This is a genomic window from Kribbella sp. ALI-6-A, from assembly GCF_001984195.1.
In the GTDB taxonomy this organism is placed as follows: domain Bacteria; phylum Actinomycetota; class Actinomycetes; order Propionibacteriales; family Kribbellaceae; genus Kribbella.
The window spans coordinates 1,630,069-1,652,009 of the sequence record NZ_MTQN01000012.1; the positions used below are offsets into that span (position 1 = coordinate 1,630,069).

At 69.5% G+C, this 21,941-nt stretch carries 20 protein-coding genes; 14 read left to right on the forward strand and 6 right to left on the reverse strand.

The features are described 5' to 3' along the window. Nucleotides 1–75 precede the first annotated feature (75 nt). The 3 genes from BWI15_RS34265 to BWI15_RS34275 all read left to right on the forward strand — a co-directional run bounded on the left by BWI15_RS34265 (nucleotide 76) and on the right by BWI15_RS34275 (nucleotide 2,067). Complete coding sequence (locus tag BWI15_RS34265; RefSeq protein WP_077018637.1) at nucleotides 76–720, forward strand: hypothetical protein; 645 nt, start codon at nucleotides 76–78, stop codon at nucleotides 718–720. After that, nucleotides 720–1,076 carry an ArsC/Spx/MgsR family protein gene (locus tag BWI15_RS34270; protein ID WP_077018638.1) on the forward strand — a complete coding sequence of 119 codons (357 nt, stop codon included), beginning with the start codon at nucleotides 720–722 and terminating at the stop codon, nucleotides 1,074–1,076. The genes BWI15_RS34265 and BWI15_RS34270 overlap by 1 nt, the downstream gene beginning before the upstream one ends. A 112-nt stretch (nucleotides 1,077–1,188) precedes the next feature. Next, complete coding sequence (locus BWI15_RS34275; protein ID WP_077018639.1) at nucleotides 1,189–2,067, forward strand: hypothetical protein; 879 nt, start codon at nucleotides 1,189–1,191, stop codon at nucleotides 2,065–2,067. Here the strand turns inward: BWI15_RS34275 and BWI15_RS34280 are convergent, their stop codons facing one another. Together BWI15_RS34280 and BWI15_RS34285 are read right to left on the reverse strand one after the other, a co-directional pair. Continuing rightward, nucleotides 2,068–3,219: a pyridoxal phosphate-dependent aminotransferase gene (locus tag BWI15_RS34280; protein WP_077018640.1), complete on the reverse strand. Its 1,152-nt coding sequence runs from the start codon at nucleotides 3,217–3,219 to the stop codon at nucleotides 2,068–2,070. Nucleotides 3,220–3,285: 66 nt separating this feature from the next. Beyond that, complete coding sequence (locus tag BWI15_RS34285) at nucleotides 3,286–5,226, reverse strand: glycosyl hydrolase family 28-related protein (RefSeq protein ID WP_237771650.1); 1,941 nt, start codon at nucleotides 5,224–5,226, stop codon at nucleotides 3,286–3,288. 149 nt (nucleotides 5,227–5,375) lie between these two features. Here BWI15_RS34285 and BWI15_RS34290 point away from each other — a divergent pair, with 149 nt between their 5' ends. Beyond that, nucleotides 5,376–6,242, forward strand: coding sequence for an EamA family transporter (locus BWI15_RS34290; protein WP_077019488.1), 867 nt, complete (start codon nucleotides 5,376–5,378; stop codon nucleotides 6,240–6,242). A 32-nt stretch (nucleotides 6,243–6,274) separates the two neighbouring features. Here BWI15_RS34290 and BWI15_RS34295 read toward each other — a convergent pair whose 3' ends face one another. After that, the gene (locus BWI15_RS34295; RefSeq protein WP_077018641.1) at nucleotides 6,275–6,982 is read right to left on the reverse strand and encodes a FadR/GntR family transcriptional regulator; all 708 of its coding nucleotides are present in this window, start codon (nucleotides 6,980–6,982) and stop codon (nucleotides 6,275–6,277) included. Nucleotides 6,983–7,172: 190 nt separating this feature from the next. Between BWI15_RS34295 and BWI15_RS34300 the strand changes: the two genes are divergently transcribed. The 6 genes from BWI15_RS34300 (at nucleotide 7,173) to BWI15_RS34325 (ending at nucleotide 12,764) form a co-directional block, all read left to right on the forward strand. Then, nucleotides 7,173–8,486 (forward strand): ABC transporter substrate-binding protein, encoded by a 1,314-nt coding sequence (locus tag BWI15_RS34300; protein WP_077018642.1) that lies wholly within the window; start codon nucleotides 7,173–7,175, stop codon nucleotides 8,484–8,486. A 4-nt stretch (nucleotides 8,487–8,490) separates the two neighbouring features. Further along, nucleotides 8,491–9,465, forward strand: coding sequence for a carbohydrate ABC transporter permease (locus BWI15_RS34305; protein ID WP_077018643.1), 975 nt, complete (start codon nucleotides 8,491–8,493; stop codon nucleotides 9,463–9,465). Further along, nucleotides 9,462–10,298, forward strand: a complete 837-nt coding sequence (locus BWI15_RS34310) for a carbohydrate ABC transporter permease (protein ID WP_077018644.1) — start codon at nucleotides 9,462–9,464, stop codon at nucleotides 10,296–10,298. Before BWI15_RS34305 ends, BWI15_RS34310 begins: the two co-directional genes overlap by 4 nt. 36 nt (nucleotides 10,299–10,334) lie before the next feature. Then, nucleotides 10,335–11,102 (forward strand): SDR family NAD(P)-dependent oxidoreductase, encoded by a 768-nt coding sequence (locus tag BWI15_RS34315; RefSeq protein ID WP_077018645.1) that lies wholly within the window; start codon nucleotides 10,335–10,337, stop codon nucleotides 11,100–11,102. After that, on the forward strand, nucleotides 11,099–11,878 hold the full coding sequence (locus tag BWI15_RS34320; protein ID WP_077018646.1) for an endonuclease/exonuclease/phosphatase family protein: 780 nt from the start codon (nucleotides 11,099–11,101) through the stop codon (nucleotides 11,876–11,878). The genes BWI15_RS34315 and BWI15_RS34320 overlap by 4 nt, the downstream gene beginning before the upstream one ends. Nucleotides 11,879–11,969: 91 nt before the next feature. Further along, nucleotides 11,970–12,764 (forward strand): hypothetical protein, encoded by a 795-nt coding sequence (locus BWI15_RS34325; RefSeq protein ID WP_143466072.1) that lies wholly within the window; start codon nucleotides 11,970–11,972, stop codon nucleotides 12,762–12,764. 72 nt (nucleotides 12,765–12,836) lie between these two features. Here the strand turns inward: BWI15_RS34325 and BWI15_RS34330 are convergent, their stop codons facing one another. Next, the gene (locus tag BWI15_RS34330; RefSeq protein WP_077018648.1) at nucleotides 12,837–13,697 is read right to left on the reverse strand and encodes an SDR family oxidoreductase; all 861 of its coding nucleotides are present in this window, start codon (nucleotides 13,695–13,697) and stop codon (nucleotides 12,837–12,839) included. A 114-nt stretch (nucleotides 13,698–13,811) separates the two neighbouring features. Here BWI15_RS34330 and BWI15_RS34335 point away from each other — a divergent pair, with 114 nt between their 5' ends. The 3 genes from BWI15_RS34335 to BWI15_RS34345 are packed head-to-tail and all read left to right on the forward strand — an operon-like array spanning nucleotide 13,812 to nucleotide 19,020. Beyond that, the gene (locus BWI15_RS34335) at nucleotides 13,812–14,177 is read left to right on the forward strand and encodes a winged helix-turn-helix transcriptional regulator (protein WP_077018649.1); all 366 of its coding nucleotides are present in this window, start codon (nucleotides 13,812–13,814) and stop codon (nucleotides 14,175–14,177) included. Nucleotides 14,178–14,213: 36 nt separating this feature from the next. Then, complete coding sequence (locus tag BWI15_RS34340) at nucleotides 14,214–16,610, forward strand: ATP-binding protein (protein WP_168197417.1); 2,397 nt, start codon at nucleotides 14,214–14,216, stop codon at nucleotides 16,608–16,610. 46 nt (nucleotides 16,611–16,656) lie between these two features. Then, nucleotides 16,657–19,020: an ATP-binding protein gene (locus BWI15_RS34345; RefSeq protein WP_077018651.1), complete on the forward strand. Its 2,364-nt coding sequence runs from the start codon at nucleotides 16,657–16,659 to the stop codon at nucleotides 19,018–19,020. On the opposite strand, the gene BWI15_RS34350 is transcribed toward BWI15_RS34345, so the two are convergent. Beyond that, nucleotides 19,009–19,914 carry a LysR family transcriptional regulator gene (locus BWI15_RS34350; RefSeq protein WP_077018652.1) on the reverse strand — a complete coding sequence of 302 codons (906 nt, stop codon included), beginning with the start codon at nucleotides 19,912–19,914 and terminating at the stop codon, nucleotides 19,009–19,011. The two genes, BWI15_RS34345 and BWI15_RS34350, sit on opposite strands and share 12 nt — an antisense overlap. A 277-nt stretch (nucleotides 19,915–20,191) precedes the next feature. Between BWI15_RS34350 and BWI15_RS34355 the strand changes: the two genes are divergently transcribed. Further along, complete coding sequence (locus tag BWI15_RS34355) at nucleotides 20,192–21,067, forward strand: LysR family transcriptional regulator (protein WP_077019489.1); 876 nt, start codon at nucleotides 20,192–20,194, stop codon at nucleotides 21,065–21,067. Here the strand turns inward: BWI15_RS34355 and BWI15_RS34360 are convergent, their stop codons facing one another. Beyond that, complete coding sequence (locus tag BWI15_RS34360) at nucleotides 21,068–21,892, reverse strand: aldo/keto reductase (RefSeq protein ID WP_077018653.1); 825 nt, start codon at nucleotides 21,890–21,892, stop codon at nucleotides 21,068–21,070. Nucleotides 21,893–21,941 lie beyond the last annotated feature (49 nt).

The following is a 21,941-nucleotide window of genomic DNA, read 5'->3' on the forward strand; positions in this document are numbered from 1 at the left end:
CCCGCAAACGGGCCGGTCGCAGACGGACCTGGCGCGAACGGGCCGATCGCGGGCGGACCGGTTGGTGGGCCTGGCGTGCCGCCCGCGGGTGAGCGACCCGGGCCGTATCAGGGCGTCTTCGGCTCGACCGGTCAGGCGCCGCAGAGCAGTCCGCAGTACGACGCGGGCGCGGGCGCCGAGCGGCCCGGACCGTACGGCGGAGCCTTCGGACAGCCGCCGGGTGGCTTCAACGCGCCCGGCGGATTCAACGCCCCTGGTGGTTTCAACGCCCCCGGCGGGGTCAACCAGGGCCAGCCCGGCGGGCCGAACCAGCCGGGCTGGGCGCCGTACGGCTATCAGCCGGCCCCGGTGGCGCCGCCGAAGCAGGTGACGATCGCGTCGGTGATCTCGTTCGCGCTGGGCGGGCTGTGTCTGCTGCTCGGGCTGTTCGCGCTGACGTCGGCCGGTGAGCAGATCGCCGAGACGCTGACCGGGGACGCCGGGGCCCGCGGGCTGGTCGCCGCGGTGATCCTGATCTGCGCGGCGGCGTACATCCTGCCGGCGATCTTCGTCCGCAAACGCCGGCCATGGGCGCGCGTGATGCTGATCGTCGTCGCGGCGTTCGGGATCATGGGCGGCGTGACCGCCCTGCCCGGCAGCCTGCTCGGCCTCGCGCTGCACGTCGCCCTGCTGGTGATGATGCTGCAGCAGCCGACCAAGCTCTGGTTCACCCACCGCTGATGGAGATCTGGATCAACCCGGCCTGCTCCAAGTGCCGCGCCGCCACCGCGGCGTTCGACGAGGCCGGCCTCGACTACACCGTCCGGCGCTATTTGGACGACCCGCCCACGGCCGAGGAACTCGAGGAAACGCTGCAACGCCTCGGCCTCGACCCGTGGCACCTCGTCCGCAGGAACGAACCGGCCGCCGCCCCACTCAAGTCAGTCCCCAAGGACGCCGAGCACCGCGACCAGTGGATCGCCGCGATGGTCGCCGACCCGATCCTCATCCAGCGCCCGATCATCACCGCCGACGACGGCACCACCGCCGTCGCCCGGGACCCGGAGACCTTGTCGCGCTTCCTGCCGAAAGTGTGAACCTGGACCAGTCGTGCCGGCGATCGGGAACGGCGCGGGCCGGTCGCACGTCCGAGCGGCGCGGGGGTGGGCAGTCCTGCCCGAGCCCCCGGGCTGACTCGGAAGGAAGTTCATGCGCAGATTGATTCTGTCCGGTGCGTCGGTGGCTGTTGCCGCGGTGGCCGGGCTGGTCCTCAATTCCTTGCCCGCGACGGCCGCGGTGGCCGACGTACCGGCTGACTGTGGGGTGTACGCATCCGCGTACCGGTCGGACGGCCAGCGGTTGTCGTACGGGTACGCCGGGAGCAAGACGAGCGTCACGGCGTACGCCGGCGACAAGCTCGCCTGGGTCCCGTCGGCGCAGCAACAGCTCGGCGGGGCCGGTGACACCGATCTGTTCATCAGCACGGAGGTCGCGGCGCACCCGACGGACGGCTATCTGTACCGGCTGGACCGGCGAGGTGTGCGGACCGACGGCGTCTGGAAGATGACGCAGAACACCGCGACCCGGCTGAAGTCCGGCTTCGCCAACACCCGAATCCTTGCCAGCGGCACCTATCTGTACCGGGTCGCCGGCACCGCGCTCTACCGCTACCAGCTGACCTGGCCGAACGGCGTACCGACGCTGTCCGCGCCGACGACGCTGAAGACGACCGGGTGGGACTCGGTCAAGACGCTCACCTACGAGCGCACCGAGGGCACCGGCGCCGCGGCGGTCGACGTACTGGTCGGCACGAAGACCAACGGTGAGCTGAAGGAGTGGCGGATCAACCTCGCCACCCCGACGACGATCGGCTCGACCGTACTGCGGGCGAGTGGGTGGAGCTCGTTCGCCAGCCTGAGCACCGGCTACTGCAGCAACCACCCGGCCGGGCGGCCGATGCTTGCGATCACGGCTGCCGGTTCGGCGTCGGTGTACTTCGACGCCAACCAGACCGACCGGCTCGGCACCGACATCAAGGGCGGCTCGCTCGGTGCGCTCGGCTGGACGGCGAAGGCGTACGGGCAGTAGTCAGAGCTTGGTGAGGCGGTTCAGGGCCTCCTCGAGGACCTCGCGCTGCTTGCAGAACGCCCAGCGGACCAGCGGACGGCCGGCGTCGACGTTGTCGTAGAAGACCTGGTGGGGAATCGCGACGACGCCGGTCCGCTCCGGCAGCATGCGGCAGAACTCGACGCCGTCGGTGTGCCCGAGCGGGCGGATGTTGGTGGTGACGAAGTACGTGCCCTGCGGGCGGTGGACGCCGAAGCCCAGGGCCTCCAGGCCGTCGCAAAGCAGGTCGCGGCGGCTCTGCAGGTCGGCGCGCAGGCCGTCGAAGTAGTCGTTGCCTAGGGCAAGCGCTCCGGCGACGGCGGGCTGGAACGGGGCGCCGGAGACGTAGGTGAGGAACTGCTTGGAGGTGTTCACCGCGGTGACCACTTCCGGCGTACCGGTGACCCAGCCGATCTTCCAGCCGGTGACCGAGAAGGTCTTGCCGGCGCTGCCGATCGAGACCGTGCGCTCCGCCATTCCGTCGTACGACGTGAGCGGGCGGTGCTGCAGGCCGTCGTAGATCAGGTGTTCGTAGACCTCGTCGGTGATCACGACCAGGTCGTGCTCGACGGCGAGAGCGGCGATGCCGCGCAGCTCGTCGTCGGTGAGCACGGTGCCGGTCGGGTTGTGCGGGGAGTTGATCAGCAGGACCTTGGTCCGCGGGGTCACGGTGGCGCGGAGTTCGTCGAGGTCGAGCCGGAAGTCGGGGGCGCGCAGGGTGACCGGGACGCGGCGTCCGCCGGCCATCGCGATGCAGGCGGCGTAGGAGTCGTAGTACGGCTCGAGGGCGATCACCTCGTCGCCTGGTTCGACGTACGCGAGCAGGGCGGCGGCGATCGCCTCGGTGGCGCCGGTGGTGACGAGCACCTGGGTGTCCGGGTCGTACTCGAGCCCGTAGAACCGCCGCTGGTGGTCCACGATCGCCTGCCGGAGCGCGGGGATGCCACGACCGGGCGGGTACTGGTTCGCGCCGGCCCTGATCGCGGCGATCGCCGCTTCCAGCACGGAGTCGGGCCCGTCGGTGTCGGGGAAGCCCTGGCCGAGGTTCACCGCCCCCGTCCGCACCGCGAGCGCCGACATCTCGGCGAAGATCGTCGTCCCGAGCCCATCCAGCCGCTGAGCATGTGCACGCATGCCTCGACCCTAGTACGACGGTGCGCCGCGCCGCCTGGGGTGTCCAAGGCGGCGCGGCGACGATCGTCAGTTCCAGGGGGAGGGCGGCGGCGGGGGCACCACCGGCGGGCGGTCCTCGCACCACGTGGCGCCGGACCAGCCGCCGTCGTTGCCGGTCAGCAGGCGGACGTCGAACTCCGGTGGGCCGTTGAAGTGGAACGTGCCGCAGTTGTTGACGAACGGTGCGCCGACGTTGCGGGCGTCGACGTTCTCGAAGGTGGCCCAGCCGCCGACGCGGGCGTTGACGACGTTGGTGCCGGTGCCGTCCACCTTGATGTTGCGCACGGCGACGTTGGTGATCGAGTGCTCGTCCTTGACCGGCCAGTCGACGACGAACAGGAATGCGTTGTACGTCGAGTCCAGGAACGAGCTGTCGGTGATCTCGATCCGGCCCGCCATGTCGGACTGCAGGGCGTAGAGCCAGATCGCGCCGAGGCCCAGGTCCCAGTTGAGGTCGCGGGGTCCGCCGCGAACCGTGGTGTTGCGGGCGAAGGTCAGCGTGCCCTCGAACGGCGTGGAGCCGAAGCGCGAGCCGGCGTGCAGGGTGCTGCCCTCGCGGATCGGATCGGCGACCAGGTTGTCGGTGACGGCGTTGTCGCGGCCGCCGTAGATCGCGATGTTGTTCGCGAGCACCGGCGTCTGCACGGTGTTGTGGTCGTAGACGTTGTGGTGGTTCACCAGGCCGGCCGGATTGGCTTCCGACCACATCGCCAGGCCGTCGTCGCCACTGTTGCGGACGAAGTTGTTGGTCGCCCGGACGTTCGAGACGCCCAGGTGCAGGTTCATCCCGTCGGCGATCTGGTCGACGATGATGTTGTCGCGGATCAGCAGCCCGTCCATCGGGCCGTCCAGCCAGATCCCGACCTTGGTGTGGTGCAGGTACAGCCCGCGGATCGACGAGCCGCCGCCGATCGCGCCGCCGATGCCGTTCACCTGGTCGGTGTCGATCCGCTCCCGGACGTCGCTCTCGATCGCGAAGTCGGCCAGGTGCACGCCGGTGCTGCCGCCGTCCTCGGCGTACTTGCCGTAGAAGCCCGGCGCGCTGTGCACGGACTTGTCCGGCGCGGGTTCCGGCAGCGGCAGCACCTTGCCCTTGATGATCGACCACCAGTTGCCGGCCCCCTGGATCGTCACCTTGTCGACGATGATGTGCCGGTTCACCTGGAAGGTCCCGGCCGGGATGAACACCGACCAGCCGAGCTTTTTCGCGGCCGCGATGGTCCGATCGATCGCCGGTGCCGCGTCCCGCCGCCCGGTGGGATCGGCGCCGAACAACCGGATGTCGAGCGATCGCGCCGGCTGCCGCTTCGGGGCGGCGACCAGCTCGAAGTCGGCGACGTCGAGCACGTACCAGGACGCCGGGGTGTGGCGGGGGATCTCGAAGCGCACCCGGTCGCCGGCGCGGTAGGTCTTGCCGAGCATCAACCGCTGTTCGTCGTAGAAGTGGTTCGGGCGGAACGGCTTCGTCACCGGGTCTGGTTCGGGCTTCCACCAGCCCGGGTTCGGGTCGACGTCCGGATCGTTGGAGAAGGGGTACATCCCGTACAGCCAGGCGTACTCCGACGTCAGCGTCATGGTCTGCTTGCGCTTGCCGTTGACCGTGACGTCGAGCGGCGCGCGCAGGCCGCCGCCGGACGGCGTGTCCGGGATGCTGTAGCGCAGGGTCAGCGCGTTCGCGGGCCGGGTGAGCGTGAACTCGACGTACTGGCCGCGCTCGGTCAGCCGTACGGCGGTGCGCCCGGAGGCCTCGGCGGGCAGCGTGTACGCCTCGCGGCTCGGGCCGATCCGCTCGCCGTTGGTCCAGGCGTTCTCGGCCTCCTGCTCGACGAACGGCACGGTCGCACCCCGGCCCTGGACGAGCGCGGGGTCGAGGCCGGCCCGGGTCTCCCGTGGCGCGGGCCGGACCGGTTGGGCGGAGGCGGTCAGGGCTGAACCGGACAGCAGTGCGCCGATCACGACGCCGGTCACCGCCAAGCGGCGACGAAACCTTGGGTGGGACACGGAACCCCCTCGGACGTTGGTGCCCGGACAGTACGGCTCGTTGACGGCGGTCTGCAAGATCTCGACAGCGAAAAGAAATATCCGGGCAATCGAGCGCGGTGGGAGACTGTGCGACGGTGAACGCCACAGCTTTGTCTCTCGTGCTCGGTGCCGCCGTCCTGCACGCCGGCTGGAACTTCGCGGCCAAGCGGGTCCGGCGGGGCGGCGCCGTTTTCGTCTGGGCCTACTACACGGCGGCGAGTGTGGTGCTCCTGCCCGCTCTGGTGGCCGCGCTGATCTGGTCGGACGCGCGGCCGACGTGGATGTGGCTGGTCGCGGCGGGCGGCAGCGCGGTGCTGCACATCGGGTACGGGATCGTGCTGCAGCGTGGGTACGACGTGGGCGACCTGTCGGTGGTCTATCCGGTCGCTCGCGGGACCGGGCCGTTGCTCGCGGTCGCCTTCGCGGTGCTGCTGCTGGGCGAGCGGCCAGGGGTGCTCGGGCTGATCGGGGCCGGGTTGATCGTCGCCGGCGTACTCGGGATCGGTAGTGGCTCGCGGCAACCATCCGCCCGCGGCGGGGTGAAAGCCGGCATCGGGTACGGCGTGGCGACGGGCGCGCTGATCGCGGCGTACACGTTGTGGGACGCGTTCTCGGTGACGACGCTGGCGGTGCCACCGCTGATCTACTTCGCGACGGCGTCGGTGTTGCAGAGTCTGCTGCTTGCTCCGCAGGTGGTGCGGCGGCCGGAGCAGCTTCGGCTGCTGTGGAAGGAGAATCGGCGGGAGATCGCCGTGGTGGGGTTGCTGTCGCCGATCGCTTACGTGATGGTGCTCTACGCGATGCGGCTGGCGCCGGTGAGTCTGGTGGCGCCGGCGCGGGAGGTGAGCATCGTGCTGAGTGGGTTGGCCGCTTGGTTGGTGCTGGGGGAGGCCGGGGCGCGGCGGCGGTTGGTCGGGAGTGTGGTTGTGCTGGTGGGGATTGTCGCTATTGCCTTGGCTTAGGTCGGTTGCCTCGCAGGAGCTGCCTGGGGAGGTCAGTCCGGGGTCGGGAGCGCGACCTGCGGGTCCGGGCGGAGGGCTCGGAGCCAGAGTTCGGTTTGGGCGATGTGGGCCGAGGCGGCGGTGGCGGCGGCGGCCGGGTCGCGGTGGGTGATCGCGGACAGGATCGCCCGGTGGCCCAGGTCGCTGGTGCGCTTGATCGCCTCGAAGTCGGCGCCGGGGGCGAAGATCCGGTAGTGGCCGCCGCGGCCGCGGATGACGCCGGTCAGGGCGGTGACGGTGGGGTTGCCGCCGGCCTCGCAGATCGCGCCGTGGAACTCCGCGTCCAGGGCCTGGATCTCGGCCGCGTCCGTGGTCGCCTCCAGGCGGTCCAGGATGTCGCCGAGGCGCTCGGTCAGGGCCGGTTCCTGGCGGGCGGCGGCGGCCGCGGTGGCGTGCGCCTCCAGGATCCGCCGGACCTCGAGCAGTTGCAGCACACCCTCGAGCGGGATCAGCTCGACCGACAGCGAGAAGCGGCTGATGATCTCGGCCGGGTCGAGCGCCGAGACGTAAGTGCCCGAGCCGTGCCGGGACTCGATCACCCCGAGCGCGGCCAGTGACCTGGTGGCCTCTCGCAACGAACTGCGCGACACCCCGAGGTGGTCGCACAACTCCGGCTCCGGCGGGAACTTCGCCCCCGGCCCGAGCTCGCCCGACGCGATCATCCGGCGCAGGCCGGTCAGGGCGCGATCGGTTGCTGCCACGGTCGCCTCCTCCCGTTCCGGCTGCCGGACCGTTCCGGCGTACCTGATGTTAAGTCCTCAGACCACTTACGGTCACATCTTCGGCAAGTTCTTGTCCACCCCGCGCGAATGTGGTTAATGTGCGGACAACGATCGACCAACTCGTCTGATGTCCCCCTCTCCTGGCCCACATCCCCTGAGGAGAAGCGCCATGCGTCACCGCAAGATGCTCGCACCACTGACCGCCGCGTTCGCCGCCGCCACGCTGGCGCTGACCGCATGCGGTCCCGGCCCGGCCGAGAAGGCCCAGAGCGGGGGTGAGGTCAAGCTCCAGATGGTCGAGAGCCTGACCAACCCGACCCGTACGGCGCTGCTGAAGAAGCTGATCGCCGACTTCGAGAAGGCCAACTCCGGCATCAAGGTGCAGCTGATCTCGCCGCCGACCAACCAGGCGGACCAGAAGATCCAGCAGATGCTGCAGTCCGGCAAGGGCGTCGACGTGCTCGAGGTGCGCGACACCACCGTCGGCCCGTTCTCCACCAACAAGTGGATCTACGACATGGCGCCGGACCTCAAGGACTGGGACGGCCTGCAGGCGCTCACCCCGAACGCCCTGGCCGTCACCCAGCAGGGCGGCAAGTCGTACATGGTCCCGTACGGCTTCTACGGGCTGTCGCTGTTCTACCGCAAGGACCTGGTCCAGCAGGCCGGATTCACTGGCCCGCCGAAGAGCTGGCCGGAGCTGGTCGAGCAGGCCAAGAAGATCAACGACCCGGCGAAGAACAAGTACGGCTACTCGTTCCGCGGTGGGCTCGGCGGCGCCGGCAACGCGATCGCGGTGATCTCCGGCTACGTGATCGACGACATCAACAAGGACAACGCGTTCAAGCTGACCAACGGCAAGACGATCTTCTCGTCGCCGAAGGCCGTCGACGCGCTGAACCTGTACGTCGACCTGTTCAAGAACGCCTCCCCGCCGTCGTCGGTGAGCTGGGGCTACCCGGAGATGGTGCAGGGCTTCACCTCCGGCACCACGGGCTTCCTACTGCAGGACCCCGAGGTGATCGCCACGGTCCGTGAGTCCAAGACCATCAAGGAGGACCAGTGGGGCACGGCGCCGCTGCCGGTCGGCCCGACCGGCAAGGCCGCGCAGCCGCTGGCCAACGCCGGCTGGGGTGTCGCGGAGGGCAGCGAGCACAAGGCCGAGGCGGTCAAGCTGGTCAAGTTCCTCACCTCGGGCGACGCGGCGATGACGTTCTCGAAGGAGAACAGCCTGGTCCCGATCCTCAAGTCGGCCGCCGAGGACCCGTTCTTCAAGGACGGCCCGTGGGCGTCGTACGTCGCGATGAACGCCTCGCCGGAGACCTACGTGGTGGTCACCCAGCCGCGTGGCGTGCCGTGGTCGACCGAGTGGGGCAACAAGTCCGACGCCGACGTGCAGAAGCTGATCACCGGCAAGGCCCAGCCGGCCGAGATCCTGAAGAGCTGGGACGAGTACTGGACGAAGAAGTGGGCCGGGAACTGACCTGATGGCTGTCACCGAAACCAGGCCGGCCGCGAGCTCCCGCCGTACGGCGGGCTCGCGGCCCCCGGCCGGACGACGGCGGCGGTTCAGCGGCCGGACGGCGCTGGTGCTGCTCGCCTTCATGATGCCCGCGATCGTGTTCGTCGGGCTGTTCACCTACTACCCGTTGCTGAACGGCATCCAGATGGCGTTCCGCAACTACAACCTCAACGACCTGTCCGACACCTCGTGGGTCGGGCTGCAGAACTTCCGCACCCTGCTCGGCGACGAGATGTTCCGCGGCACGGTGAAGAACTCGGTCGTCTGGGTGGTCGGGTCGCTGGTCCCGCAGTTTCTGATCGGCTTCACGATGGCGCTGTGGCTGCGGCGCAAGTTCCGCTTCCGGGGTGCGTACCAGGCGCTGGTGTTCTTCCCGTGGGCGGTGTCGGGCTTCCTGATCGGCATCCTGTTCCGCTGGATGTTCAACGGCGAGTTCGGTGTGGTCAACGACCTGCTGATGAAGGCGCACCTGATCGACACGCCGGTGCCGTGGCTGGCCGACGCCCGCTACGCGATGGTCGCGGTGATCAGCGCGAACGTCTGGTACGGCGTGACGTTCTTCGCGATCATGATCCTCGCCGCGCTGCAGTCGGTACCGGACGAGCTCTACGAGGCCTCCGCGATCGACGGCGCCGGCAAGGTCCGCACGCTGTTCAGCATCACGATCCCGTCGATCCGGACCACGCTCGCGCTGACCGTGCTGCTGCGGGTGATCTGGACCTTCAACTCCCCGGAGCTGATCTTCGGCATGACCGGTGGTGGTCCCGCCAACGAGACGCACATCGTCACGTCGTACATGATCCAGGTGACCCAGGAGGGTGACTACGGGCGCGCCTCGGCGATGGGCGTGATGGTGGTCTTCGTGCTGCTGCTGTTCGCGATCTTCTACCTGCTCGCGGTCCGGACCCGGACGCCGCGACGGAAGGCGGTGGCCCGATGATTCTCGATCAGAGCCTGGCCGGCAAGGTCGCGAAGTTCACGGGGCTGGGCATCTGTCTGGTGCTCACCGTGTTCCCGCTGTACTGGATCCTGGTCACGTCGTTCAAGGACCCGGGGTCGATCTTCGCCTATCCGCTGAAGTACTGGCCGTCGGAGTTCTCGCTGGCCAACTACACCGGGTTGTTCGAGCAGTCGAACTTCGGGGTGTTCATCGGCAACAGCCTGATCGTGTCGCTGGTCGCGGCCGCGCTGGCGACGGTGGTGTCGCTGCTGGCGGCGTACGTGCTGGCCCGGTTCGAGTTCGTCTCCAAGGGCGCGGTGATGGGCGCCTTCCTGGTCACCCAGATGATCCCGGGCTTCATCGCGCTCGGCTCGCTGTACATCCTGATGACCAGGCTCTACCTGGTCGACAGCCGGGTCGGACTGGTGCTGGTGTACGTCGCGGTGTCGATCCCGCTGTGCACGGTGATGCTGCGCGGCTTCTTCGAGAACGTCCCGGCCTCGCTCGAGGAGGCCGCGATGGTCGACGGCTGCTCGCGCTTCTCGGCGCTGTTCCGGGTGCTGGTCCCGGTGATGACGCCCGGCATCGCCGCGTCGTTCATCTTCAACTTCGTGAACTGCTGGAACGAGCTGTTCCTGTCGGTCACGCTGCTGAACTCCGACAGCAACAAGACCGTGCCCGCGGCGCTGAACGGCTTCATCTCCAGCTACAACATCGACTGGGGCTCGATGTCGGCCGCGGCCGTGCTGTCGATCATCCCGACGATGATCCTGTTCGCCGTCGCCAGCCGCTACATCGTCCAGGGGCTGACCGCCGGAGCCGTCAAGGAGTGACAGACTGGGGTCATTCACCGACGGAGGGACAGAGGCGTGGCGACTGCGCTGGTGACGGGACCTACGGCGGGGATCGGGCGGGCCTTCGCGGAGAAGCTGGCGCGGGAAGGTTACGACCTGGTCCTGGTGGCCCGGGACGAGAATCGGCTGCGGGAGGTCGCCGACGAGATCAGTGGGCTGTACGGCGTGCGGTGCGAGGTGCTCGCCGCTGATCTGACCGATCCCGAGCAGCTGGCGCGGGTCGAGCGGCGGTTCTCCGACGGGCCGGTCGAGGTGCTGGTGAACAACGCCGGGTTCGGGCAGAAGAAGCCGTTCTGGGCGAACACGATCGAGCAGGAGGAGCGGCAGCTCGACCTGCTGGTCCGGGTGGTGCTGCGGCTGACGCACGCGGCGGTGCTGCCGATGATCGAGCGTGGGTCCGGCGCGGTGGTGAACGTGTCGTCGGTGGCCGGCTTCATGCCGCGCGGTACCTACAGCGCGCACAAGTCCTGGGTGACGAACTTCTCCGCCGGGCTGGCGATCGAGCTGCACGCCAAGGGCGTCGCGGTGATGGCGCTGTGCCCGGGCTTCGTGCACACCGAGTTCCACCAGCGGATGGGCATGGACAAGACCATCGTCCCGTCGTTCCTCTGGCTGGACGCGACCGACCTGGTCGAGGCCGCCTGGTCGGACCTCATGCAGGGCAAGGCGATCTCGATCCCGACCTGGCGGTACAAATTGATCTCGGCCGGCGCGCGCCACGTGCCGCGCGCGCTGATCGCCCGCTTGTCGACCCTCGGCCTCGACGGACGCCGCCGCGGTTGAAGGTCCTCAGCTGGAACCTGTGGTGGCGCTTCGGCCCGTGGCAGCAGCGCGCGGCCGCGATCCTCGCCGTCCTGCGGGAGGCGGACGCGGATCTGATCGGCCTGCAGGAGGTCTGGGCCCGCGACGACGAGAACCAGGCCGGCCTGATCGCTGCCGAGCTGGGCCTGCACTGGGCGTTCGCGCCGCTGCGCAACCCGGAGCCGTGGCAGCGTCGCGGTGGAGACCCATCGGTTGCCGTAGGCAACGCCATCCTGAGCCGGTGGCCGATCGAGGAGTCCGCGGTGCTGGATCTGCCCGGCGCCGAGGGCCGCAACGCGCTGCACGCCTTCACCGGCGGGGTTCCGTTTTTCACTGCGCACCTGGAGGCGCCGCTGGACGCCTCGGCGATCCGGTGCGCGCAGGTCCGCGCGCTGGCGCAGTTTGTTGCCCAGCGCCCCCATTCGCATCCGCCGGTGGTCACCGGAGACTTCAACGCGGTGCCGGACTCCGACGAGCTGCGGTTGTTCAGCGGTGTCCGGACGGCGCCCGCCGTACCGGGACTGGTGCTGATCGACGCCTGGGAGTACGCCGACGGCCCTGGCGCGACTTGGGACGCGACCAACCCGTACGTCGCTGCGACGTTCACCCCGAGTGCCCGCGTCGACTACATCCACGTCGGTCCGCCGGGACCGCAAGGGCTCGGCCGCGTGATCGACGTACGGCGTACCGGTGACGAGCCGGTCGACGGGGTCTGGCCGTCCGACCATGCGGCCGTCGTCGCGGTGATCGGGAACTGAGACAAAAAACCGGCGGAAAATCCGGAGCCAACCAAACGCCGGTCGCTAGCGTCCATCTGATCGAGGCAGTGCCGAGCAGAAGGTGGACGACATGTCCGTACGGGGATGGAAATACGCGGCCGGACTGGCTGTCCTGCCGTTGGTGCTGGGGGCATGTGGCAACGACACGCCGGGCTCGGACAGCCCGGCTCCGCTGACGACCGAATCACCCGGTCCGTCGGCCAGCGTGACGCCGACCGGGACACCGACTGGAACGCCCTCGGCGGATCCCAGCGTGACGCCGACCGGCACTCCGACCGGCGTACCGACGCCGACGAAAACCCCGGGAAGACCAGTGGAGACACCGAGCCCCGTCAAGCCGATCCGACTGACCAACTCCATGCTGCTGACCGGCGCCGAAGTGGCCAAGGCCGACCCGAAGCGCGGCTGGGCCGCGACCGGCGGCAGCGCCAGTACGCCGATCTGCGGGCGCGGCTCGACCCGCGGCGACGGGGTGCTCGGCGCGCTCAGCCGCAACTACTCCAACGGGCTGGACGCGTCCGGCGGTCAGTGGCTGACCCGGTACAAGGACGCGCAGGCCGCCGGTGCGGCGTACGAGTCGATCCTGAAGACGATCGCCTCCTGCAAGGCGGCCCGGCCGGCGCCGACGCACGCGCGCAAGATCACCGAGGACCGGGCGGTCGCGCTCGGCGACGCGACCCGGATCGTGCGCTGGTACGACTACCCGCTGCCGTCGGACCCGGGCAGCGAGGACGGCGGCTTCCCGTACGCCGTGACGCGTCAGGGCGCGGTCGTCTCGGTGGTCGCGTTCCGGGAGATGGGCAAGGGCATCAAGCCGGCCAACTTCGAGGCGATCGCCCGCTCGGCGGCGGCCCGGCTGGGCTGACCCACAGACCTGGGGGAAGGGGGATCCGCGAGCCTCGGCTCGCGGATCCCCCTTTGTTTTCGGCGGTTCTGGTCAGCTCAGCGCGGCCCGGATGGCGTCGGCGAGCGGGGTGGTCGGGCGGCCGGTCAGGCGGGACAGGTCGCCCGGCGTACCGGCGAGGGCGCCGCGGGAGATCGCGTCGTCGACATCGGCCAGCACGGCGGCGAAGGCCTCGGGCAGACCGACCTGGACCAGCAGCGCCAGGTTGTCGTCGTGGCTCAGCGACGTGTGGACGACCGGCTTCCCGGTCTGCGCGGCCACCTCGGCGGCGAACTCGTCGAACGTCCACGCGACGTCGCCGCTCAGTTCGTACGCCTGGTTGAGGTGCCCGTCGGTGCGCAGTACGACGGCCGCGGCGGCGGCGTAGTCGTCGCGGGTCGCCGTGGCAATCCGGCTGCCCGGCGCGACGCCGTTCACGACCGCGCCGCGCTCGGCGATGCCGGCCAGGTCGTTGAGGTACATCTCGGTGTACCAGTTGTTGCGCAGGAACGTGTACGGCAGCCCCGAGTCGAGGATCGCCTGCTCGGTCCCGTGGTGGTCCGCGGCGAGCAGGAAGTCCGCCTTCGGCCCGCCGAACACCCCGGTGTAGGCGAGCTGCGCGACGCCGGCCTTCTTCGCCGCGTCGATCACGGCCTGGTGCTGCGGGATCCGCCGCCCCGGCTCGCTGCCCGAGATCAGCAGCACGCGGTCGCCGGCGTCGAAGACGTCGTCGAAGGACTCCGGCTGGTCGTAGTCCGCGATCGCCACCTGGACGCCCTGCTCGGCCAGGTCCGCCGCCTTCTCCTTGCTCCGTGCGACGGCGATGATGTCCCCGGCCGGGACCCCCGCGGCCAGCAGGTCCTGAACGACCAGCCGGCCGAGTGCTCCGGTCGATCCCGTGACGACGATGCTCATCAGTGTGTTTCCTCCGGTTGAGTGCGTGTAGCACTCACCGTAGCCGGGGTACTAACTATACGAAAGTACCCACTTTGAAGTAAGGTACTAGTCTCTGAGTGAGGAGGTCCGCCGATGACCGCTCTGATGCCCGACGTGAACCGCGTCGGCTGCCCGTCCCGCGTGATCCTGGAACACGTCACCAGCCGCTGGGGCGTCCTGGTCCTGGCCGCCCTGCTCGACCGCTCGTACCGCTTCAGCGAACTCCGCCGGCACATCGAGGGCGTCAGCGAGAAGATGCTCGCCCAGACCCTGCAGGCGCTGGAACGCGACGGCTTCGTGCATCGGGTCGCGCAGCCGGTCATCCCGCCGCGGGTCGACTATTCCCTCACGCCACTCGGCACCGAGGCCGCCACCCACGTCCAGGCGCTGACCCACTGGGTCGAGTCCAAGGTCCCGGAGGTCTTCCAGGCGCGTGAGGAGTACGACGCCCGCGTCTGATTGCGGTCCGGCCACTGCGCCGCCGACGATGTGCAGGTGAGCACCGCCCCGCCGTTCGCGCTCCTGCTTCGTCACCACCGAGCCGCCACCGGCCTGACCCAGGAGCGCCTGGCTGAACGATCAGGCCTCAGCATTCAAGCCATCAGTGCTCTCGAAAGCGGACGCCGCCGGCGCCCGCGCCCGACCACGATCGCGCTGCTGGCGGACACTCTGGGCCTGTCGCCTGAGGACCGGCGGGTGTTCGCTGCCGCTGCCCGGCCTTCGGCAGGGGGTTCCGTCCGGCGGTCAGCACCGAAGGTCGTCGGGAGAATCAACGCGTCGGGCCGGCTTCCGTCACCGCCGGCGGACTTCACCGGGCGCTCTCAGCAGCTCGACGAACTGACGACGTTGCTGCGGGCACCGTTCCGGGCAGCTCCTGGCATCGTGGTGTCCGTCATCGGTGGCATGGGCGGGGTCGGCAAGACGGCACTGGCCGTGCAAGCCGCACACCTGGCGATCGACGCGTCGCCGGACGGACAGATCTACCTCAATCTCGGCGGCGGTACGCGTCCGTTGACGGTCGAGGAAGCACTCGCCGCGCTGCTGCAGCTGCTCGGCGTACCCGCGGACGGATCAACGGATGTCGAGACGGCCGCCGCGAGGTACCGCAGCGCCCTGGCCGGCCGGCAGATGCTGATCGTGCTCGACGACGCGGCGAGTGTGGAGCAGGTGACGCCCTTGATGCCGGGAGTCGCCGGCGTCGTCGTACTCGTCACCAGTCGCCGACGGCTCACCGAGCTAGCAGGAGCTCGTCATCTCGAGCTCGACGTGATGGACGAGACGGAAGCGATTCAGCTGCTCGGGCGGCTGGTGGGCACCGAACGGATCGACCGGGACCGCGACGCCGCCCGCGAGGTCGTACGCCGGTGCGGCCTGCTCCCGTTGGCGATCAGCATCGCCGGACCGCAGGTGGATCGGATGGCGGGCGGGCTCCGCGAACTGGCTGACCGGCTGGTCGAGGGCCCTGAGCGTCTCCGGATTCTGACCGGGCCATCCGGTGGAGTCGACCGAAGTATCTCGCTGTCGTTGACTGCTCTCGCCGCAGGGACTTCGACCGACCGAGCAGCGGCGGAGGTGTTCGCGATGCTGTCGGTCTTCGAAGGCGACCGATTCCCGCTGCGCGCGGCCGCAGCCGTGCTCGGACGACGCCTCGACGAAACCGAGAATCTGCTCGAACGGCTCGTCGACAGCCACCTGCTGGAGACCCCGGCGCCGCATCAGTACCGGATGCACGACCTCGTCCGGGTCGTCGCCGCAGCGCAGGCCGAGCGTAGGTTCGACGCCCTGGCTCGGGAACACCTGCGCCGCCGGGAGACCGCCTGTTATCTCGCGATGCTCTGGCGCTTCGACGAGCTGATGGGCCGTCCCGACAAGTACGGATCGAGAGGCGAGCAAGCCTGGTCAGCAGGCGCCGAGGACGTCAGCGACACCGCAGTCGCAGCCGAATGGCTGGACGCCGAGTTGCCGAACCTGGTGCGGCTCGTCCGTCGGTCGGCGCAGGGTGACAGCGTCGAGCAGGTTTTCGCGGTACGGATGGCCCTGGGCATGCCGAACCTGGCGGGCCGGCTGATGCGCTTCGGCGAGACGCATCAGGCACTCGAGCTGGTGGTGGATCTGCCGGTGGAACTGGATCTCCGCCTCGACGTCGGCCGCAAGTACCAGATGGGTTTCTCGTACAGCACTCTCGGCCTGTACCGCGACGCCGTGCCCTGGCGGGAACGCGCGCTGCCGCTGGCGCGGAGGCTCGGCGATCCCTGGGCGCTGGCCGCCGTTCTGATCGATCTCGGGTACAACCTCGGCCGGTCGGGGCGGGCGGCAGACGGCCTGCCGTACGCCGAAGAAGCGCTCGTCGTGACCGAGCAACCGCAGGCCGCCAAGCTCAGAGTCGGCGCGCTGGTGGGTCTGGGGGCGCTGGCCGGTTGGCTCGGGGACGTCGATCGGCAGCGGATCGCCTTCGAGGAGGCGATCGCGAGAATGCCGGAGAGATCCAGTCCCGGGGCGGACGCCGTCCACCGGAACCTGATCGGTCATGCCCTCACCGAGAGCGGTCAGCACCACGCCGCGGTGGAAGTACTGACGGAGAATCTCGGCAAGGTCCGTGAGCTGGGAACGGAAGTGATCGAGAGCGACACCCTCGAGGTGCTCGGCCTTGCCTGGTTGGCGCTCGGGGACCATGCGCGGGCGCGGAAGGTGCTGGCGGACGGCGTGAAGATCGCCGTGCGCTACCCCACGGATCACCGGGAAGGGCGGCTGCGTCATTACCTGGGCCGGGCGTTGGCCGGTCTCGGGCTGGTCGATGAGGCTCGCCGGCAGTGGGAGTTGGCGTTGATCCAGTACCAGTTGGTGGCCGACGTACGGGTTGATGAGGTGCGGAGGCTGCTCGCGGAACCCTAGAGATCCGGTGTTTGCGCCCCCGTGCCCGTGGCCGCAGGATGAGCCGGTGAACCGCCCTGGATTCGGTCAGCTCCTTCGCGCGTACCGCACCCGCTCCGGCCTGACGCAGGAGCGGCTGGCGGAGCTGGCTGAGGTCAGTGTTCAGGCTGTCAACGCGCTGGAGGGTGGACGTCGGCAGTTCCCGCGGCCTTCTACCGTCACGCGGCTGGCTGAGGCCCTGGGGTTGGAGAACGAAGACCGGGAACGTCTCGACGCGGCAGCGCGGCGGCCGAAGGGCGGGGACGTTGACGGCGTGCCACGGCAGTTGCCGCCGGCGATCGGGGACTTCATCGGGCGGGACGATCAGCTCGGGGAGCTCGTTGACCTGCTGCGGTCGCCGTTGGCCGCGGCGCCGGGGATTGTGATTTCCGCGATCGGCGGAATGGCTGGGATCGGGAAGACCACGCTGGCGGTTCAGGCTGCTCATCAGGTGCTGGAGGAGTTTCCGGACGGGCAGATCTATCTGAACCTGCGCGGCGGGGGTAGCACGGCACTGCCCACCGCGGATGCGCTTGCTGCTTTGCTGCAGTCCCTTGGCCTACCACCAGCCGGTACCGCGGGCGACGTCCAGGCCACCGCGGCGCGGTACCGGACGGCGTTGGCTGGGCGGCGGATTCTCCTGGTCCTCGACGACGTGGCCGGCGTCGAGCAAGTGTCTCCACTGATGCCGGGGACACCGGGAGCAGTCGTCGTCATGACCAGCCGGCAGTCGCTGTCGGCGTTGCCCGGCGTCCGGCATCTGGGACTCGAGGTGCTGTCCGAGGACGACGCCGTTCAGCTGCTGTTCGAGGCGATGGATACCGGCGTGACGGGCACGGATCGCGACGCCGCACTCGACATCGTGCGCAAGTGCGGCTGCCTGCCCCTGGCGATCCGGATCGCCGGTGGTCGAGCGCGAACGTGCGGACTGCGTGAGGTTGCCTCCAGGCTGTCCGAGCAAGCGGGGCGCTGGGAGATTCTGACCGGGCCCGCGGCGGAGGTGGGCCGCAGTATCGGCCTGTCGCTGGACCACCTGGCGGGCGGCGGCCCCGTCGATGCCGCGGCCGCGGATGCCTTTGCGGTACTGGCGCTCTTCGACGGCGACCGGTTCCCGTTGCGCGCTGCCGCCAAGGTGCTCCAAGTCTCACTGGACGACGCCGAGGACCTGCTGGAACGCATGGTCGACGTACACCTGCTGGAGACACCGGCGATCCACCAGTACCGAATGCACGACCTGGTACGGGAGACAGGACGGGTGCTGGCCGGACAGACCCTGCCCGACGCGGTCTTCACGCAGGCACGGCGGCGTGAACTGGATTGCTACCTGTCGGTGCTGTGGCGATGGGACGAGCTGCGAGGCGGCCCGGACAAGTACGGCTCGAGGTCGGATGTGCCCTGGTCGACCGGCGCGGAGGACTTCGAATCCGCCGATCGCGCGCTGGAGTGGATCGAGGCCGAGTTGCCGAACCTCGGCAGGCTGGTCCGATCCGCCGCCGAGGGTTCGGGTGACGAGCGGCTCACCGCGATCCGGATCGCCGTCGGCATGTTCGCGCCGGCGATGACCCTGATGAAGTTCAGCGAGGCCAAGTCGGCGGTGACCTTGGCAGCGGCCATCCCGGCCGAACTACCGGTCGAGTTGGAGATCGGGCGGCGTGTGCAGGCCGGCGGACTGTGCGGTGCGGTGGGCCTGTACGACGAATCGCTGACCTGGCTGAGATCGGCGCTCCCGATCGCTCGCCGTCACGGTTCACCGGCCGATGTCGTCGCGTGCCTGATCGACATCGGCTACGGGCTGGGCATGGTCGGCCGCCCGACGGAGGGCCTGCCGTTCTCCGTGGAAGCCCTGCAGCTCGCCGTGCGCTGCGAGGTCACGCGCTTCGAGGTCGGCGCCAATGTCGGTCTCGGCGCGCTCGCCGGCCTGGTGGGTGACCTGGAGCTGCAGCGTGCGGCGTTCGACCGCGCGTTGGCGCTGATGCCCGAGCGGTCCAGACCCGGTGCGGCCACGGTGCACACGAACATGATCGGCCGGTCGTACCGGGAGAGTGGGCAGTACGAGCTGTCCGCGTCGATCCTGCGGAGCAACCTGGAGGCGATCCGGGCGCTGGGACACGAGGTGATCGAGGCCGATGCCCTCGAGGAGCTCGGTGCCACGTTGCTGGCATCCGGAGAGCTCGTCGAGGCCGAGCAGATCCTGCGCGCCGGCGTCGGGATCGCTGCTCGATTCCCCACGGAGAACCGGGAAGCGCCGATGCGGACTCTGCTGGGACGCGTGCTGGTGGAGCTGAACTCCCGGGACGAAGCGTCGGAGCACTGGCGACGAGCGGTGGTCTTGTACGAGCGGGTGGCTGATCCCCGGGCCGACGACGTACGGAAGCTGCTGTCAGAGGTCTAGCTGTGCGGCGGTTTCGGCGAGCGTCTTGAGGGTTGCGGTGACCAAGGGATGGTCGGCCCGGGCTCGCCGCGTGGCGACCAGGACGCGGCGGGTCGGCGTCGGAGGAGCCAGCGGGCGGATCACCGCGGGGGTGCTCGGCGGGAGGGTCAAGCGGGGGACCAGCGAGACCCCCGCGCCGGCCGCGGCGAGGGCAGCGACTGAGCGGAAATCGTCGGAGGTGTGCACGACGCGCGGCTGGAAGCCGGCTTGTTCGCAGGCCAGGAGGACGACGTCCCGGATGGGGTTGCCGATCGAGGTCATGATCCAGTCGTCGGTGGACAAAGCGGTGAGGTCGACCGATTCAGCGGTGGCCGACGGGTGAGTCGGCGGCAGGACGGCCACGAACGGTTCGGCGTACAGGGGTGTGAGGACCAAGCGGTCGTCGGCCGGGCGGGGGGAGCCTCGGTGTTCGACGGTGATGGCCAGGTCGACCTCGCCGTCCAGGAGTTGGGTGACCGCTTGGTGGCCTTCGGCGTCCTGGACGACGAGGTGCAGGCCGGGGGTGGACTCGCGCAGTGAGGCCAGGGACGGGGCGACCAGCAGGCTGATCGCGGTGGCGAAGGCGGCGATGCGGAGTTCGCCGGTGGCGCCGTCGGCGTACAGGCGCATGGCGTCCTCGGCGCGTTCGACCTCGGTGAGGATGGTGTCGGCGTGGCTGAGCAGGAGGCGGCCGGCCGACGTGATGGCGACCCGGCGGCCGCGGCGTTCCAGCAGCTCCTGGCCGACCTCGGACTCGAGGGCGGCCAGTTGCTGGGAAACGGCCGACGGGGTGAGGTGCAGCACCTCGGCGGCGGCCGTCACGGTGCCGTGGTCAGCAAGGGCCCGCAGCACCCGCAGCCTGCGCACTTCGATCACGGCTCTCAGCTTCGCACACGGCCTCCCGCGGGCGGGACGAGCGCCAGGTCCAGGCGATCCGGGAGCGCAGCGTACGGCGGGGAGGCAGTTCCTCGTGCGGTACGACGGGCGCGTTCGGCAGGGCGGACTGGGCTTCGCGGCGGACCTTCTCCATCGCGGTGGTGGGAACGACGTACACGGTGATTCCTTTCGTCTCTTCGACGGTAGGTTCGGCCGTGTTGATGCGTCCAATGAAAGTTCTGGTACGACTTCATGCTCGTGGTGCATGATCTGGAGCATGGAGCTTCGCCAGTTGCGCTCGTTCGTCGTGGTCGCGGAGGAGCTGAACGTCGGCCGGGCCGCGACCCGGCTGCATTTGACCCAGCCGTCGCTGAGCCGGCAGATCGCCGCGCTGGAACGCGATCTGGGCGTCGAGTTGTTCGCGCGGATCAAGAAGCGGTTCGTACTGACCGCGGCCGGTGAGAGTCTGCTGGCGGATGCGCGCGAACTGCTCCGGCGGGCCGACGACGCGGTCCGGGACGCGCAGCGCACGCAGCGCGGTGAGCTGGGGACGTTGCGGTTGCGGTTCGTGCAGTCCGCGACGTTCGAGACGCTGCCGAAGCTGCTCGGAGCCTTCCGCGACAGCCATCCGCACGTGGTGCTCGACCTGGAGGCGATGACGACGCTCCGGCAGCTGGAAGCGCTGAAGGACGGCCGGATCGACGTCGGCCTGCTCCGCCTGCCGGGCTCGGAGCAGCAGAGCAAAGGGCTGGAGTCGCGGGTCGTGTCGCGCGACCCGCTGGTCGCCGTACTGCCGGCGAAGCATCGGCTCGCGCGGCGGCGACGGGTGAGCCTGGCCGAGCTGGCCGGCGACGACTTCGTGTTCTACAACCGCCCGAGTGGCCCGGCGGTGTACGACCGGATCACCGGCTACTGCCGCGACGCCGGGTTCACCCCGTCGATCACCCAGTACGGCGCCGACGTCCAGACCATCGTCTCGCTGGTCGCCGCCGGCCTGGGCGTGTCACTGCTGATCGCGCCGACGCCGCGCACGGACCCCGAGGCGGTGGTGTACCGCGAGCTGTCCGACGACCTGCCCCCGTGGGAACTGTCCGTGGCGTGGTCGCCGGACAACCGCTCACCCGTCCTGCTGCGCTTCCTGCAGCTGGTGTGATCAGCCGAAAACGTCGGGGTCGCCGCCGGTCCGCCGGCCGGTCTCCAGGTCGGCGATCGCGGCCATGTCCTCGTTGTCCAGGGTGAAGTCGAAGACGTCGATGTTCTCCGCGATCCGCGCCGGGGTCTTCGACTTCGGGATCACCACGTTGCCCAGCTGCAGGTGCCAGCGGATCATCACCTGGGCCGGCGACTTGCCGTGCTTGCCGCCGAGCTCCTTCAGCACCGGGTGGTCGATCAGCTCACCGGAGGCCAGCGGGCTCCACGCCTCGGTCACGATGTCGTTCTCGGCGTGGAACGCGCGCAGCTCGTCCTGCGGCAGCTCCGGGTGCAGCTCGATCTGGTTCACCACCGGGTGCACGTCGGTCTCGTCGAACAGCCGGCGCAGCGCCGGGATGTGGAAGTTCGACACGCCGATCGACCGGACCCGGCCGTCGGCGTACAGCTTCTCCATCGCCTTCCAGGTCTCGACGTACTTGTCCTGCCGCAGCGACTGCCAGTGGATCAGGTAGAGGTCGACGGTCTCCAGCCCGAGCTTGCCGAAGCTCTTGTCGAAGGCGCGCAGGGTGGAGTCGTAGCCCTGGTCGCTGTTCCACACCTTGGTGGTGACGAACAGTTCCTCGCGGGGCAGGCCGGCGTTCGCGATCGCGCGCCCGACGCCCTGCTCGTTGCCGTAGATGGCGGCCGTGTCGATGTGCCGGTAGCCGGCCTCGAAGGCGGCTTCGACGACACCGGTGACGATGTCGTTCTCGACCTGCCACACGCCCAGGCCCAGCTGCGGGATCTCGACGCCGTTGTCCAGAGTGATCGTGGGGACTGTGCTCATCTGCCTATTCCACTGGGCCGAGGGGCTTCAGCCCAGTCATCCGACGTGT

Excerpts from the sequence above, each read along its gene's own strand:
- BWI15_RS34305 (WP_077018643.1), top strand. The coding sequence starts at position 8,491 with ATGGCTGTCACCGAAACCAGGCCGGCCGCGAGCTCCCGCCGTACGGCG.
- BWI15_RS34280 (WP_077018640.1), bottom strand. The coding sequence starts at position 3,219 with ATGCGTGCACATGCTCAGCGGCTGGATGGGCTCGGGACGACGATCTTC.
- BWI15_RS34310 (WP_077018644.1), top strand. The coding sequence starts at position 9,462 with ATGATTCTCGATCAGAGCCTGGCCGGCAAGGTCGCGAAGTTCACGGGG.
- BWI15_RS34360 (WP_077018653.1), bottom strand. The coding sequence starts at position 21,892 with ATGAGCACAGTCCCCACGATCACTCTGGACAACGGCGTCGAGATCCCG.
- BWI15_RS34300 (WP_077018642.1), top strand. The coding sequence starts at position 7,173 with ATGCGTCACCGCAAGATGCTCGCACCACTGACCGCCGCGTTCGCCGCC.
- BWI15_RS34275 (WP_077018639.1), top strand. The coding sequence starts at position 1,189 with ATGCGCAGATTGATTCTGTCCGGTGCGTCGGTGGCTGTTGCCGCGGTG.
- BWI15_RS34355 (WP_077019489.1), top strand. The coding sequence starts at position 20,192 with ATGGAGCTTCGCCAGTTGCGCTCGTTCGTCGTGGTCGCGGAGGAGCTG.
- BWI15_RS34325 (WP_143466072.1), top strand. The coding sequence starts at position 11,970 with ATGTCCGTACGGGGATGGAAATACGCGGCCGGACTGGCTGTCCTGCCG.
- BWI15_RS34330 (WP_077018648.1), bottom strand. The coding sequence starts at position 13,697 with ATGAGCATCGTCGTCACGGGATCGACCGGAGCACTCGGCCGGCTGGTC.
- BWI15_RS34335 (WP_077018649.1), top strand. The coding sequence starts at position 13,812 with ATGACCGCTCTGATGCCCGACGTGAACCGCGTCGGCTGCCCGTCCCGC.
- BWI15_RS34270 (WP_077018638.1), top strand. The coding sequence starts at position 720 with ATGGAGATCTGGATCAACCCGGCCTGCTCCAAGTGCCGCGCCGCCACC.